Raw genomic sequence first — 13,903 nt, 5'->3', positions numbered from 1 at the left:
AGGTGACGGGTGGAGTTCGAGGAGTTCCTCGATCGGGAGCTGGTCGCTCTGACCCGGTTCGCCGGCGTGCTGGTCGGGAACCGGCAGGATGCCCACGACGTACTCGCGGACGCGCTGCTCGCCGTCGGGCCGCAGTGGCAACGCATCTCGCGGCTGGACCACCCGACCGCCTACGTCCGCAAAGCCGTCGTCAACCGTTTCCTGGCGGATCGCCGCAAGGCCGGCCGCCGGCGCACCGAAACCACCGGTGAGGCCCACCGATTGGACCGACCGGTTGACGACGTGAGCACCGCGATCGGCAATCGGGATCTGCTCGATCGACTGCTGCGCGACCTACCGCGTCAGCAGCGTTCGGTGGTGGTGCTGCGCTACTACCTCGGCCTGAACGACGCGGCCGTCGCCGACCAGCTCGGCTGCTCGGTGAGCAGCGTGCGGTCGAACATGTCCCGCGCGCTTGCCCGGCTCCGCGTCTCACCCGAACTCCTCGAATCGGAGGCACGACGACCATGATCACCACCGACGAACTGCAACGGGCGCTGACCGAGCAGGAGCGGTTTGCCCCCGATCCGGCGCAGCTTCGGCAGCTGCTGGCGGCGACAGCAGCGCGCCGGCAGCGGACACGGCGGAGGCTCGGCGGGCCACTTCTGCTGGCAGCCGCGGTCGCCGCGGTGGCGACCACCACCGCGATCGTGTCCTCCACCGGGGACACGGTGCCATCGGGCCGGACTGCGGCCTCGGTCGACACCCGCCCGGCAGGTCAACCGACCGGAGCCCCGGTCACCACGGCCGAGTCGGAGCAGGACCGGATCATGAAGGCAGTCGAGCGGTGCCAAGCATCGGCGGAGCCGGTTCGGCTGGATTCGGCCCAGCCCGAGCCGGACGCGATCCGGGCGCTGGGCGTCGCCTGCGCGGCCGCGCTGGGTGATCGGCAGCCGCGCTCGATCGAGTGGGTACGGACCACCGTCCGCGAGCTGTATGTGCAGTTGCGGGCCGGCGGGCCGGCGACGTACGCCGACGATCCGGTGATCGCCCTTCAACTGGTCGGCGCGTTCACCCAGGCTGGCGGGTCGGGAGCGTTCATCGTGATGATCGACCTCACCGGGAAGCAACCGCCGAGTGTCCAGGGACCGGACGCCGCGATCAATCTGGCGGTCCTCGGGCGGGTTCAGCGCTGACGATCCTGGTCGATCCGTTGCCGTTCCGGCAAGCGACCTTGCGTCCCGGTCGTCGCTGCCAGCACGATCGGGTCATGACAGATCAGCACGCCATTCATCAGCACGCCGAACCGCAGCCGGAGTCCGCCGCCGCGCACGCGCCGAACGGGCACGACACGGCCGAGCCGGACAGCCTGAAACCGCAGGAGTTCTGGGACCAGCTCTACCTCGAGGCCGATCGCCGCTGGAGCGGGAATGCGAACCGGCTGCTGGTCGAGAACGTCGACGGGCTGACGCCGGGGACCGCGCTGGAGCTCGGCTGCGGCGAGGGCGCCGACGCGGTCTGGCTGGCCGGCCAGGGCTGGCGCGTCACCGCTGTCGACGTCTCGCCGGTCGCACTCGCCCGGGCGGCCGCGTACGCGGCCGAAGCCGGAGTCGGCGACCGAATCGACTGGCAGGCACACGATCTCAAGCAGACGTTCCCCTCGGGAACCTTCGATCTGGTCTGCGCGCAGTATCTACACTCCCGCCAGGACAGGCCGGCCGAACGCGAGCCGATCCTGCGGGCGGCGGCCGCCGCGGTGGCCCCGGGCGGCACTTTGCTGATCATCGGACACGCGGCTGTGCCGGCAAGTGCGGGACACCACGACGCCGAGCTGCCCAGCACCGAGCAGACGCTGCGGGCGCTGGACCTGGACCCGGCGCTGTGGCGGAGCCCCGGCACCTGCTGGCGGATCAACAACGGCCAGGTCCCGACGGTGAAATCCTGCACTACACCGACAATGTGCTCCGGATCTGCCGTCAGCAGTGAGAGGTCGATCGCTGATCGAGTGGGTGGAGAACGGCGTGGCACCCGCTGTCGTCCCGCGGTCGCCGACGACCGGCTCAGTTGCCGTCGACTCCGGGCGCCGGATGCTCAGCCGGCAGCTGATCCAACAAGAACTGCGCGACACCGTCGTCGGTGATCAGCGAGTTCACCAGTCCGGAGCGCAGCACCGCCAATACCGCCCGCTGCTTCGTTTCGCCACCGGCCACCGCAATGAGCTCCGGGATGTCGTGCAGCTGCTGGACATCGACGGCGATCATGCGGTCGTTCATCTCGGTGGCCACCCGACGACCTTCTGCATCCAGTAGCCCGCTGCACAATTCCGCCTGCACGCCCAGCTGTTTCAACTCGTCACGCTCGCGCGGAGTCATCACCATCCGAAGTTGCGAGTTCGGCGGATCCCAACTACCGATGGCAACCACGGCCTTGGTGATCGCCCCGAACTGCGCAGTGGCCGCCGCCAGATCCGGCTGCCGGCGGAGTCCGGCAGCAGTCGCGCTGTCCGGCAACAACAATGGCGCGAAGATCGGATATGCCCGGCCGCCCGATCCGCTGGTGATCTGCCGGACCAGCTCCATCGAGTTGTTCATGTCCTGGCCCGTCACCCCGGTCATCTGGACCACCGGGCAGGATGGCAGGTCGGTCAGGAATCCTGCCATGGCGGTCAGGGTGCGGCCCCAGCCGACACCCAGAACATCATCCTGGCTGACGATCTCTGTCAGCAGGTCGGCCGCCGCCCGCGCAAGCTTCCGGCGAAGATCGTCCTCGGTAGCGGCCTCGGCGCGGACCACCAGCACGTGTTGCAACCCGTAGGCGGCACCGACCCGGCCGGCCAGGTCGGCGTCCAGACTGTCCGGAAGCTCGATGGTGATCTTGACGATGCCCGCCGCCAGGCCGTCGGCGAGGATCCTGGCGACCTTGAATCGCGACAACCCGGTGCGCTGGGCGATCTCGATCTTCGAGAGCTGTTCCACGTAGTACATCCGCGCGATCTCGGCGGCCTGCGCCATCTCGACCGGACCCACGGCAGCTCCCCTCGGTACGCCGGCACCCTCGGCGTCGACCGCTCGCAACTGTGACACAGTGCGCCGCCGGCGGGCAACCTATCGGATTGCTCGTCTGAGCACATTGAGTGTCATCTGATTCCTCATTGGTCTTGACGCTCGCTCGACTGCCGATCTATGGTTCCGAGGTTGCTCCCATTCGAGCACATGGATGCTCATTTGAGCGCCACGAACGATCGTACTCAGCCAGACATGCTCAAAGGAGCGGATGTGACCGATGCCCCGACAGCCCGGGTCCTGGACGACGCGACAGCCCTGGAGATCGCCAGACAGGTGTTGCGGTCCGACGCCGCCGCGGTCGCCGGCCTGGTGGATCAACTGGGCGAGCAGTTCCTGGGCATCGTCGATGTGCTGGTCCGTTGCACCGGCAAGGTGCTGGTCACCGGCATGGGCACCTCGGGTGCCACTGCGCGCCGGATCGCCCATCTGCTCTCGGTCGGCGGCACCCCCTCGCTCTACGTGAATGCTGCTGACGGGCTGCACGGCGGACTGGGCGCTGTCGGCCCCGACGACGTACTGGTCGCCATCAGCAAGGGCGGCCGCAGCGACGAACTGAACGAGTTCGTCCTGCGGTCCGCCGAGCGTGGTGCCGCGACTGTCGCGATGACGTCGGACAGCGACTCGCCGCTGGCCGACATCGCCGACCACCTGTTGATCACCGTCACGGAGCCCGACGCGGACTTCGGCCAGGTGATCGCCATGGGGAGTTCATTGGCCAACTGCGCCATCGGAGATGCGCTGGCGGCGGTCACGATGGGCGCCCGGCAGAACGCCTGGGCCTCGTTCGCGCAGAGCCACCCCGGCGGCGCTGTCGGAAAACTGCTGGCCGCGACCGACTGACCTTCCACCACCCGGCGGGTCACTCGCCGGCCCCGACCAATGACGCTCGACCGGAGGTACCGGACCAATGACGACACCCGGCGGATTGCAGGTACCGCGCCTTGAGCTTCGCGGTGTCACCAAGCACTTCGGTGCGGTGACCGCGCTGACCGACGTCAGCTTCGCCGTCAATCCCGGCAGTATCCACGCCCTGGTCGGTGAGAACGGCGCCGGCAAGTCCACCCTGGTCGGCGTCATCACCGGTCTGCTCAGCCCGAATCGGGGCAGCGTGCTGCTCGACGGCGAGCCGATCAGCTTTCGAGATCCACGGCAGGCAAGGGCATCCGGGGTCGCCGCGGTGTACCAGGATCCGAAGCTCTTCGGCGAACTGGACGTCGCCGAGAACATCTTCGCCGGCGCCTATCCGCAGCGGATGCCCGGCGTGCTCGATCGCCAGCGGATGCACGCCGACGCGGCCGAGTTGCTCGGGCGGCTCGGTGTCCAGCTGGACACCCACGCCCTGGTCTCCGGGCTGTCGTTGGCCGAGGCGCAGTTCGTCGAGCTCGCCAGGGCGCTGGCGGTCACCACCCGCCTGTTGATCCTGGACGAACCGACATCGTCATTGACCCCCTTGGAGACGGAGCGTCTGTTCCAGGTGGTGCGCCGACTCCGGGACGCCGGCACCGCGGTGCTGTGGATCTCCCACCGGATGGAGGAGATCCACGCGCTCACCGACCATGTCAGCGTGCTGCGGGACGGTCGACACATCCGGACGGCACCCACCGTCGAGCTCGACGACGATGCGATTGTCGCTCTGATGGTCGGCCGTGGGATGGAGCGACTGTTCGCTGCGCCGGCACCGGCCGAGCCGGGAGCGACGCTACTGGAGCTGCGGGAATTGACCGTTGCCGGCGAATTCGAGCGAGTGTCGTTCGAGCTGCGGGCGGGTGAGATCGTCGGCATGGCCGGCATCGTCGGCGCCGGGAGAACCGAAGTGGCCCAAGCGATCTGTGGCGTACGTCGACCGACCGGCGGTCAACTGCTGATCGATGGCACGCCCAGGCGGATCAGCAGCCCACGTGAATTGACCCGGCATGGCATCGCCTACGTCCCAGAGGACAGGGATGTCGAAGGGTTGATCCCGTCGATGTCGGTTCTGCGCAACATCACCCTGCCCAGCAGCAGCCGACTGAGCAACCACGGCATCTTGTCCGGGCGAGCGGAAGCCAGGCAGGCCACCGGCCAGCTCACCGAGCTCGATATCAAGACCTCGGGGCTGAACGCGTTGGTGTCGTCGCTGTCCGGCGGCAACCGGCAGAAGGTCGCACTGGCCAGGTGGCTGGCAACCGAGCCGCGGATTCTCATCCTCGACGAGCCGACGCACGGCATCGACATCGTCACCAAGACCCAGGTGCATCGCATCATCGAGCGACTCGCCAGGGAGAAAGGCATGGCGGTACTGGTGATCTCCTCAGACCTCAACGAGGTGCTGGCACTGTCCGACCGGATCCTGGTGATGGCGGCCGGGCGGATCAGCGCCAGTATCGACCGCGCCGACGCCTCCGAGGAAGCCGTGATGGCGGCGGCGACCGGCGTCCCGGCCCTGGCCGGAGGTGGACGATGACAGCCGGCCTCGACCCACGGCACTCCGTCGGCATCGCCGCGCCCGGAACGGGCGGCAGATCACGGATCGGTATGGCGCTGCGGGTTCGCTTCCTCGGTGTCGCGATCTTCCTGGTGTTGCTGTGGACGGTCTTCTCGATCAGTGCGGACAACTTCCTCACCGGTGGCAATGCCAGGGCAATCGTCTTCGCTGCAGCCGTTCTGACCATCGCGGCCGTCGGCGAGGCATTGGTGGTGCTCACCGGCAACCTCGATCTGTCCGTCGGCTCGACGATGGGACTCGCGGCCTACATCACCGCCGACGTGTCGATCGGCCTGCCGGGCCTGAATGTCGGGTTGGTCGCGCTGGCCGTGTTGATCGGCGCGGCGTTGGGGGCGCTCAACGGCCTGCTGGTCGCCTGGCTGAAGATCCCTTCGATCGTCGCGACGCTCGGCACCATGTCGATCTACCGCGGCCTCACCTATGTGTACGCGGACGGCCAGCAGATCACCTCCAACGAGGTGCCGTCCTGGTTCGGCCGGCTGGCCGCCGGCGCGGTGCTGGGCATCCCCAATCTGGTACTGGCCGCCGCGGCGGTGGTGGCGGTGGTGGCACTGGTGCTCCGGCATACCGTCGCGGGCCGGATGCTGTATGCCGTCGGCTCGAACATCGAGGCTGCCAGGTTCTTCGGGCTGCCGTCGACCAGGGTCGTCTGGCTCGCCTATGTGGCCGGCGGTGCGATCGCCGGGCTGGCCGGCTTCCTCTACGCGGCCCAGGTCGGCACGGTGACGGTGGTGCTGGCCGACGGCTGGGAGCTGCAGGTACTCGCGGCGGCGGTGATCGGCGGCGTCAGCATCTGGGGCGGATCCGGCAGCGTGATCGGGGTCGCCCTCGGTGCCGTGGTGCTGGCAACCATTCAGAACGGGCTGATCCTGTTGCACGTCCAGGCCTATTGGCAGCTGCTGATCCAGGGCGTCGCCATCGCCTTGGCGGTGGCCGTCGACGCGACGGTGAGCCGCCGCGAAGTCGCGATGAACCGGACCCGGCGCCGGGTGGCGGTGACGGCATGACGACAATGCGGTCGGTCCTGGTGCGCTGGGAAACTCTGCTGGTGGTCCTCATCGTCGCCGCGATGGCCTGGTCGGCAACGCTGTCGCCCTACTACTTCTATCTCGACCAGATCCTCGGCTCGACCAGGTTCTTCATCATCCCGGGGTTGATGGCCCTCGGGCTGATGATGGTGGTGATCCAGGGCGAGATCGACATCTCCCTCACCTCGACGCTCGCGGTCGGCACCACCCTGGCTGCCACGCTGCAGGCGGCCGGTTGGGGGTTGGTCCCGACCTTCGTCGCCATCATCGTGGTGTGCGCGCTGTTGGGCGCCGTCAACGGCATTCTGGTTGCCGGCTACGGATTACCATCGCTCGCGGTGACCCTCGGCACCATGGGCGCCTACAGCGGATTGGCATACGTGATCGGCGGCGAGCAGGGCTACTCGGCCTTCCCGGACAGCTTCACCTGGCTCGGCGGCAGCGATCTCGGGATCGTCCCGGTCTCGCTGATCGTGTTCTGCCTGGTGGCGGTGACTGCGGCGGTAACGCTGCGCAGCACGGTGTTCGGGCGGTTCAGCTACGCCATCGGCGCCGGCGCTACGGCCGCTGCCTTCGGCGGGGTCCCCGTCCGCCGCAGCAAGATCGTCGCCTACACCCTCGCCGGAGCACTGGCCGGGCTCGGCGCGTTGATCTGGATCGGCCAGTACGCCTCGGCCAGAGCCGACAACGCCGACGGCGGAATCCTGTTCGTGGTGACGGCGGTGGTGCTCGGCGGAGTGAGCATCAACGGGGGCAAGGGCACCGTGCTCGGGGTGGTGCTGTCGCTGTTCCTGCTCGGCACCCTGTCCAACGGCCTCGGCCTGGCCAATGTGGCCGGTCCCACCCAGACACTGATCCTCGGCACCCTGCTGGTGGTCAGTGTCGCCGGTCCACGGTTGTACGCCATGGCCCGTCAGCGATTCGGCGGTGGTCAGGGCACACCGCAGGTGTCCGGCAGCGGCGATCCAGGGCGCCGCAGGTCCGACACCGACCCCGCCGGCTCGCTGTCGAAGGACCCCGCGGCCGAGCCGGCGCGGCCCTGACCTCGAAGTTGTCGAGCCACCAGGCCCAGCACCGCCCGCACTTCCCCGATCCGGTCCGGTGATCGGGTCTTCCCCCACAGTCCCGAAAGGACCGATCCCATGTCCCCTCGCACTCCGTCCGACGCAGTTCCCACCAACCAGTTCAGCCGCCGTCGGTTCGGCGCGGTCGCGCTCGGCGGCGTCGCCGGGCTCGGCCTTGCCGCCTGCGGCGTCTCCAGCAAGGACGGCGCCGGCTCGGCCGGCGCCGCTGCCGCCGGATCCAGCGGCGCCGCGGGGTCCGGCAGCGCGCCCACCTCCGGCTTCACCCTGTTGGAAACGCCCAAGTGGACGGGATTTCCGTACTTCGAACAGGCCCGCATCGGTGGCGAGAAGGCGGCCAAGGAACTCGCCGACTCCTTCACCTACGCCGGCGCGGACCACCCGGACTCCAGCCTGCAGACCGAGACCCTGCAGAACTTCCTGACCCAACGACCGTCGGCCATCCTGGTCGCCGCTATCGACGGTGACGCCATTGCCCCGGTGCTGAAGAAGGCGCGCCAGCAGGGCATCAAGGTGGTGTCGTTCGAGGGTGACGCGGCGGTCGACGCGCGCGACGTGTTCTGCAACCCGGTCGGCTACGAACTGATCGCCACCACCGAGCTGGACTGCGCGCTGCTGAACGACCCGGACGGTGGCAAGGTCGCCTTCGTGGCCGCGTCGCCGACCGCGCCGAATCACACCGCGATCATCAAGTACATGCGCGAGCACATCGAGAACGACCCGAAATACGCCAAGCTCACCGCGATCGACGACGTCCAGTACGCCAACGACGACGACGCCACCAGCTACAACGTCGCGGTCAACCTGATGCAGGCGCACCCCGATCTGAAGTTCATCATTTCGCCGTCCTCGGTCAGCGTGCCGGCCGCCGCGAGGGCGATTGTGGCCAGTGGACGCAAGGGCAAGGTGTACGCGACCGGCCAGACGCTGCCGAACTCGGTCAAGGAGTTCATGAAGGACGGCAGCATGAAGGCCAGCATGATGTGGGATCCGCAGGAGCTCGGCTACATCGCCGTCTACGCTGCTCATCACCTGATCACCGGCGATCTGACCGGTGAGGAAGGCGCCACCTTCGAGGCCGGCAGCGCCGGGAAGTTCACGGTTGGCAAGGATGGCGAGATCGTCTACAAGAAGCCCCTCGTCTTCACGCCGGACAACATCGACGACTTCGACTTCTGATCGCCCGCGGATAGACCACGGTTCATCAGCCACAGGAAGGCACTCACATGAAGCTCTCACTGTTCCTCGACCCCCAAGAGGGGATGAGCTACCGGACGCTGCGTGACGCTACGCTGACGGCCGAGAGTTGTGGATATCACGGGATGTACCGGTCGGATCATCTGACCTCCACCGCCGATCACTTCGAGCGGGCCGCTACCGAGGCGTGGAGCACGCTGGCCGGGCTGGCCAGGGAGACCAGCACCATCCGGCTGGGCACGTTGGTGACGCCGATCGGATTCCGCCACCCCTCGCTGTACGCCAAGATCCTCAACACGGTCGACGAGATGAGCGACGGTCGGGTCGACCTGTCCGTCGGCACCGGTTGGTATGCGCCGGAACATCTTCGGCTCGGACTGCCGTTCAACGAGATCAAGCAGCGGTTCGACGAGATGGAGGAGTACCTGCAGGTTCTCCTTTCGCTCTGGGGCGTCGCCCCGTTCGGGGCGGACGCCGACCGGGTCGAGGGTGCCGCGGCCGGCGGTGGGTTCGAAGGTGCGCACTATCGGGTCGATGACCTGACCATCGCGCCGGCATCGGTACAGCGCCCGCACCCGCGGATGATCCTCGGCGGGCACGGCCCGCGCCGGACACCGAGGATCGCGGCGCGCTACGCCGACGAGTACAACGTCGACTGGCTCTCGCCCGAGGAGACCGGACGGTTGAACCGCAACGTGGACAAGGCATGTGCCGCGATCGGGCGCGATCCGGGCGAGATCGGTCGCTCCATCCTGGTCGGTGCCGTCGTCGCGGAGAGCCCTGCCGCGGTCGACAGCCGGCTGCGTCAGGCCGGCGAGTTCCTCGGCCTGGACGACGTCGACGGGTGGCGGGAGACGAACCGGGAATCCTGGACGGTGGGCACCACCGACGACCTGATCGATCGGCTGCGGCAGTACGCGGCAGTCGGGATCGATCACACGATGCTGATGCTGGCCCCCGGCGACGATCTCGACGTGATCGAGCACGTTGCGCAAGTGGTCATGCCGGCCATCGCGAAGTCGTGACCGTGTCGGGCCCGTTCACCATCGGCGTGGACTTCGGCAGCGAGTCTGCCAGAGCCCTGCTACTGGACGTCGGCAACGGGCGGGAGATCGGCATCGCGGAGATGGCGTACCCGCACGGGGTCATCACCGATCGACTGCCGGGAACCGACCTGCGACTGCCGCCGGAGTACGCGCTGCAGGACCCGCAGGACTACCTGACGACGCTGGCGACGACGGTCCGAAAGGTGATCGCCGAGTCCGGCGTGACGCCCGACGCGGTGATCGGCATCGGGATCGACTTCACCTCCTGCACGATGCTGCCGGTGACTGCCGACGGCACTCCGCTGTGCCGGCTGCCGCAGTTCGCGGCCGAGCCACACGCCTGGCCCAAACTGTGGAAACACCATGCGGCACAGGATCAGGCGGACCGCGTCAACGCGCTCGCGGTCGAGCGGGGCGAGTCGTTCCTGCAGCGATTCGGCGGCCGGATCTCCTCGGAATGGTTGATCCCGAAGAGTCTGGAGATCCTCGAGGAGGCGCCGCACATCTACCGAGCAGCGGATCGGCTGATCGAGGCGCAGGACTGGATCGTCTGGCAACTGATCGGATCCGAGGTACGGAGCATCGCCGGCGCCGCGTACAAGGCGACCTATCTCCCGGACGCCGGCGGCTACCCAGCACGCGAATTCTTCGGGCAGCTGGACCCGGCATTCGCCGATGTGGCGGACACCAAGCTGGGCCGGGACTTCTGCGTCCCCGGCGACCGGGTCGGCGACCTCACCGGGGCGATGGCACAGCAACTGGGCCTTGCGACCGGCATCGCGGTCGCCGCGCCGAACATGGACGCCGTCGTCTCGGTCAGCGCCTGCGGGGTGGCCGAGCCGGGGGCGATGGTGATGGTGATGGGCACCTCCACCTGCGATTTCGTGCTGGGGCCGGACTTCGTGCCGGTCGAGGGCAGCTGCGGCGCCGCCCGCGACGTGGTGACACCAGGGCTCTGGGCGTTCGAGGCAGGTCAGAACGCGGTCGGCGACATGTTCGGCTGGTTCGTCCGGGAGGTGTTGCCCGAGCGGCTCACCCGGGAGGCGCAGCAGGACGGGGTCTCGGTGTTCGAGCATCTCGAATCGTTGGCCGGGCAACAGGTTCCGGGCGAACATGGCCTGCTGGCACTCGACTGGTGGAGCGGCAACCGGTCGGTGTTGGTCGATACCGGCCTGTCCGGCCTGGTGATCGGCTTGACGTTGGGCACCGCACCCGAGGACATCTACCGCGCACTGCTGGAGAGCACCGCCTTCGGCACCCGCCGGATCGTCGAAGCCTTCACCGATGCCGGGGTGGTGATTGATCGACTGGTGGCCTGTGGTGGGCTGCCACGCAAGAGCCCGCTGCTGATGCAGCTCTGCGCGGACATCACCGGACTGGAAGTTGCCGTGGTCGACAGCCGGCAGATTCCTGCGCGGGGCGCGGCCCTGCACGCGTCGGTGGCCGCCGGACCGGAGCAGGGCGGCCATGCCTCGATCGCCGAGGCGACGGCCACACTGGCATCGCCGCTGCACACCACCTACCGCCCCGATCCGGCCGGAAGCCTTGGATACCAAGAGATCTACCACGACTACGTCGCGCTGCACGACTACTTCGGCCGCGGCGGGGATGACGTGATGCGACGACTCAAACGCCGACGCAACGATGCCGTGGCAACCGCCAACGGCCCCACCGAGAGGAACCGACCGTGACCTACGACGAACTCGCCGAGCAGGTGTTCGCCGCGAACATCGCGCTGCCGCGGAACGACCTGGTGGCCTGGACGAGTGGGAACGCCAGCGCGATCGACCGGGCGTCCGGGGCGGTCGCGATCAAGCCGAGCGGGGTGCTCTACGACGAGCTGACGGTGGAATCGATCGTCATCCTCGACCTGGACGGCACGGTGCTGCGCGGTGACCTCCGGCCGTCCGTGGACACCGAGACCCACCTGCATCTGTACCGGCAGGATCCGGACATCGGTGCGGTGATCCACACCCACTCCGTCTACGCAACGGCCTGGGCGGCAACCGGAACGCCGATCCCGCCCTGTCTGACTTCGATCGCCGACAACTTCAACGGTCCGGTGCCCTGCGGCGACTACGTGGAGATCGGTGGCGACCACACCGCCCGCGAGGTACTGCGGGTACGTGGGCACTCGCCGGCCGTGCTGATGCAGAACCACGGAGTGTTCTGCGCGGCGCCGACACTGAAGGCAACGCTGCGCGCCGCCATCATGGTGGAAGAAGTCGCCAAGACCATGATCATGGCGAAGATCGTCGGCACTCCGATCGAGCTGCCGGCCGACGAAGTGCAACGCCAGTACCGGTTCTCGCTGGTGGCCGGCGGCCAGGGTTGAGCACTGCGCCGGTGCCCGGCCCGCTGTTCGACGCGCTGCCACCGGGCGTCACCGGGGCCGGCAGCCTGACCGGTCTCCCCCGGCGCTCTCAGCCCGCCGCCGCCCGTTCGCTGGCCGATCGCCACCTGTGGACCCATCTGGACGTGATGGACGTGCCCTTCGCCGGCCGCACCGGGATCCCGCCGACGGCGCTCGGCGAGCTGACCAGGGCGGCCGGCCGGTCGGACGTCCATCTCATGGTCGAGAATCCGGAGGCGCTGCTGACGGCGGTGCTGGCCGCCAGGCCGGACCGGGTCACCATCCACCTCGAGCGGCTCGACGACCCGGCCGGCACCGCCCATCGTCTTCGGGCAGCCGGGGTGTCGCCGTGGCTGGCGGCCGGGCCCGACTCGGACGACGAGCTGGCCGCAGGTGTGGCCGCCGACTTCGACGGGATTCTGGTGATGCTGATCCGGCCCGGCAGTTCCGATCCGGCCGCCCCGGGGCGAACCGGCAGCGTCCGGCGGCTGGCCCACCATCACGCCGTCGGAGTGGACGGCGGCGTGAGCGCCGACAATCTCGGTCGCTGGCTGGACGCGGGCGCCCGCTATGTGGTCGCCGGCCGCGGACTCTTCGGGGCCGGAAGCGGACTACCCGCGGGCCCGGAGGGGGCGACCACCTGACGGTGATCGGACGCCACGGGCCGGGTGCGCCGGACTGTTCTGCGGCCGACGGAATCAACTGTGCGCCAACAACTCCAGCGCATCGGCCGAGGCCGATCCGGGCTCGGCGTGATAGATCGCCATCCGCTGCGAACTCTCGGCCAGCTCCATCACCTCGTAGGTGAGATCCATCCGACCGACGAACGGGTGCCGGAACCGCTTGACCCCGAAGCCGCAGTCCTGCACCAGGTGCTGGGCCCAGAGCGTGGCGAACTCGTCGCTGTGCTGACTCAGCTCCCCGATCAACGCCGTCAGCCGGCAGTCGTCGGGATGGCGGGCCGAGGAGAACCGCAGGAACGCCGTCATGTCGTGGGCGATCTGATCGGCGTCCACGTACAGCTCGCGGCCGTGCGGGTCGAGGAAGAAATCGACGGCGAGGTTCGGCCGGTCGTCCAGGTCCGCCGGCTGGTCGAACGCGTGCGGCGACCCCAACAGCTTGTGTCCCACGGCGTTCCACGCCAGCACGTTGTTGCAGTGGTCGATGACCACCGCCGGGTTGTTCATCGACACGATCAACGAGATGGTGCCGGCCCGCGGCTGCTCGGGCGCGGCGAGCTTGCGCTGTCGCCGCCGGACCGGTTTGGCCAGCCGCCGCAGGTAGTCCAGTTCGTCCGAAGAGAGTGCCAGCGCCTTCCCCAGCGCCTCGATCACGCCGTCGGACGCGTTGTGGTTCGCCGACTGCTCCAGCCGGGTGTAGTAGGTGAGGCTGACGCCGGCCAGCTGCGCGATCTCCTCCCGCCGGAGCCCTGGCACCCGGCGCGCGCCGTAGGAGACCAGACCGACGTCCTCGGGGCTGATCGCCGCGCGCCTGGTGCGGAGGAATTCACCCAACTCTGTTGTGGCCATGGTCCCCAGTATTCCCGGGTCGGCCCGGCCCAGGGTGACCCTGCCGGTGCTACCCAGCCGGTGGGACGGCAGCGCAGGGACCTGGCTGGGGCGATCAGACCGGCGCAGGTTGGTTCTCGGCACGACCGTGCCGGGACCA

At 68.6% G+C, this 13,903-nt stretch carries 14 protein-coding genes; 12 read left to right on the top strand and 2 right to left on the bottom strand.

Annotation, left to right across the window (positions count from 1 at the left end):
- Positions 1-9: 9 nt before the first annotated feature.
- From K340_RS0109080 to K340_RS28590, 3 genes are all read left to right on the top strand, one after another.
- Complete coding sequence (locus K340_RS0109080) at positions 10-510, top strand: sigma-70 family RNA polymerase sigma factor (RefSeq protein WP_029136496.1); 501 nt, start codon at positions 10-12, stop codon at positions 508-510.
- The gene (locus tag K340_RS0109075) at positions 507-1,175 is read left to right on the top strand and encodes a hypothetical protein (RefSeq protein WP_029136495.1); all 669 of its coding nucleotides are present in this window, start codon (positions 507-509) and stop codon (positions 1,173-1,175) included. The genes K340_RS0109080 and K340_RS0109075 overlap by 4 nt, the downstream gene beginning before the upstream one ends.
- 74 nt (positions 1,176-1,249) lie before the next feature.
- Positions 1,250-2,119, top strand: coding sequence for a class I SAM-dependent methyltransferase (locus tag K340_RS28590; RefSeq protein WP_154674150.1), 870 nt, complete (start codon positions 1,250-1,252; stop codon positions 2,117-2,119).
- On the opposite strand, the gene K340_RS0109065 is transcribed toward K340_RS28590, so the two are convergent.
- Entirely contained in the window at positions 2,040-3,005 is a 966-nt protein-coding gene (locus tag K340_RS0109065) for a sugar-binding transcriptional regulator (RefSeq protein ID WP_029136494.1), read from the bottom strand. The two genes, K340_RS28590 and K340_RS0109065, sit on opposite strands and share 80 nt — an antisense overlap.
- 249 nt (positions 3,006-3,254) lie before the next feature.
- On the opposite strand from K340_RS0109065, the gene K340_RS0109060 reads away from it, so the two are divergent.
- From K340_RS0109060 to K340_RS0109020, 9 genes are all read left to right on the top strand, one after another.
- Positions 3,255-3,884, top strand: a complete 630-nt coding sequence (locus K340_RS0109060) for an SIS domain-containing protein (RefSeq protein WP_037363776.1) — start codon at positions 3,255-3,257, stop codon at positions 3,882-3,884.
- Positions 3,885-3,951: 67 nt separating this feature from the next.
- A complete protein-coding gene (locus tag K340_RS0109055; protein ID WP_029136492.1) occupies positions 3,952-5,487 on the top strand; it encodes a sugar ABC transporter ATP-binding protein in 1,536 nt (511 codons plus the stop codon).
- A complete protein-coding gene (locus K340_RS0109050; RefSeq protein WP_029136491.1) occupies positions 5,484-6,536 on the top strand; it encodes an ABC transporter permease in 1,053 nt (350 codons plus the stop codon). The genes K340_RS0109055 and K340_RS0109050 overlap by 4 nt, the downstream gene beginning before the upstream one ends.
- The gene (locus tag K340_RS0109045) at positions 6,533-7,600 is read left to right on the top strand and encodes an ABC transporter permease (RefSeq protein WP_154674149.1); all 1,068 of its coding nucleotides are present in this window, start codon (positions 6,533-6,535) and stop codon (positions 7,598-7,600) included. Before K340_RS0109050 ends, K340_RS0109045 begins: the two co-directional genes overlap by 4 nt.
- Before the next feature lie 99 nt (positions 7,601-7,699).
- Positions 7,700-8,818 carry an autoinducer 2 ABC transporter substrate-binding protein gene (locus tag K340_RS0109040; protein WP_029136489.1) on the top strand — a complete coding sequence of 373 codons (1,119 nt, stop codon included), beginning with the start codon at positions 7,700-7,702 and terminating at the stop codon, positions 8,816-8,818.
- Between the two features lie 47 nt (positions 8,819-8,865).
- Complete coding sequence (locus K340_RS0109035; RefSeq protein ID WP_029136488.1) at positions 8,866-9,861, top strand: LLM class flavin-dependent oxidoreductase; 996 nt, start codon at positions 8,866-8,868, stop codon at positions 9,859-9,861.
- A gap of 2 nt (positions 9,862-9,863) precedes the next feature.
- On the top strand, positions 9,864-11,573 hold the full coding sequence (locus K340_RS0109030) for a ribulokinase (RefSeq protein ID WP_029136487.1): 1,710 nt from the start codon (positions 9,864-9,866) through the stop codon (positions 11,571-11,573).
- Positions 11,570-12,217, top strand: coding sequence for a class II aldolase/adducin family protein (locus K340_RS0109025; RefSeq protein ID WP_029136486.1), 648 nt, complete (start codon positions 11,570-11,572; stop codon positions 12,215-12,217). The genes K340_RS0109030 and K340_RS0109025 overlap by 4 nt, the downstream gene beginning before the upstream one ends.
- A complete protein-coding gene (locus tag K340_RS0109020; RefSeq protein WP_029136485.1) occupies positions 12,214-12,879 on the top strand; it encodes a beta/alpha barrel domain-containing protein in 666 nt (221 codons plus the stop codon). Before K340_RS0109025 ends, K340_RS0109020 begins: the two co-directional genes overlap by 4 nt.
- Before the next feature lie 54 nt (positions 12,880-12,933).
- Here K340_RS0109020 and K340_RS0109015 read toward each other — a convergent pair whose 3' ends face one another.
- The gene (locus K340_RS0109015; RefSeq protein ID WP_029136484.1) at positions 12,934-13,764 is read right to left on the bottom strand and encodes a helix-turn-helix transcriptional regulator; all 831 of its coding nucleotides are present in this window, start codon (positions 13,762-13,764) and stop codon (positions 12,934-12,936) included.
- Positions 13,765-13,903: the final 139 nt, after the last annotated feature.

It is taken from the genome of Nakamurella lactea DSM 19367 (assembly GCF_000426645.1).
GTDB classification, from domain to species: Bacteria; Actinomycetota; Actinomycetes; order Mycobacteriales; family Nakamurellaceae; genus Nakamurella; species Nakamurella lactea.
This window is presented reverse-complemented; position numbering and strand designations above follow the sequence as displayed.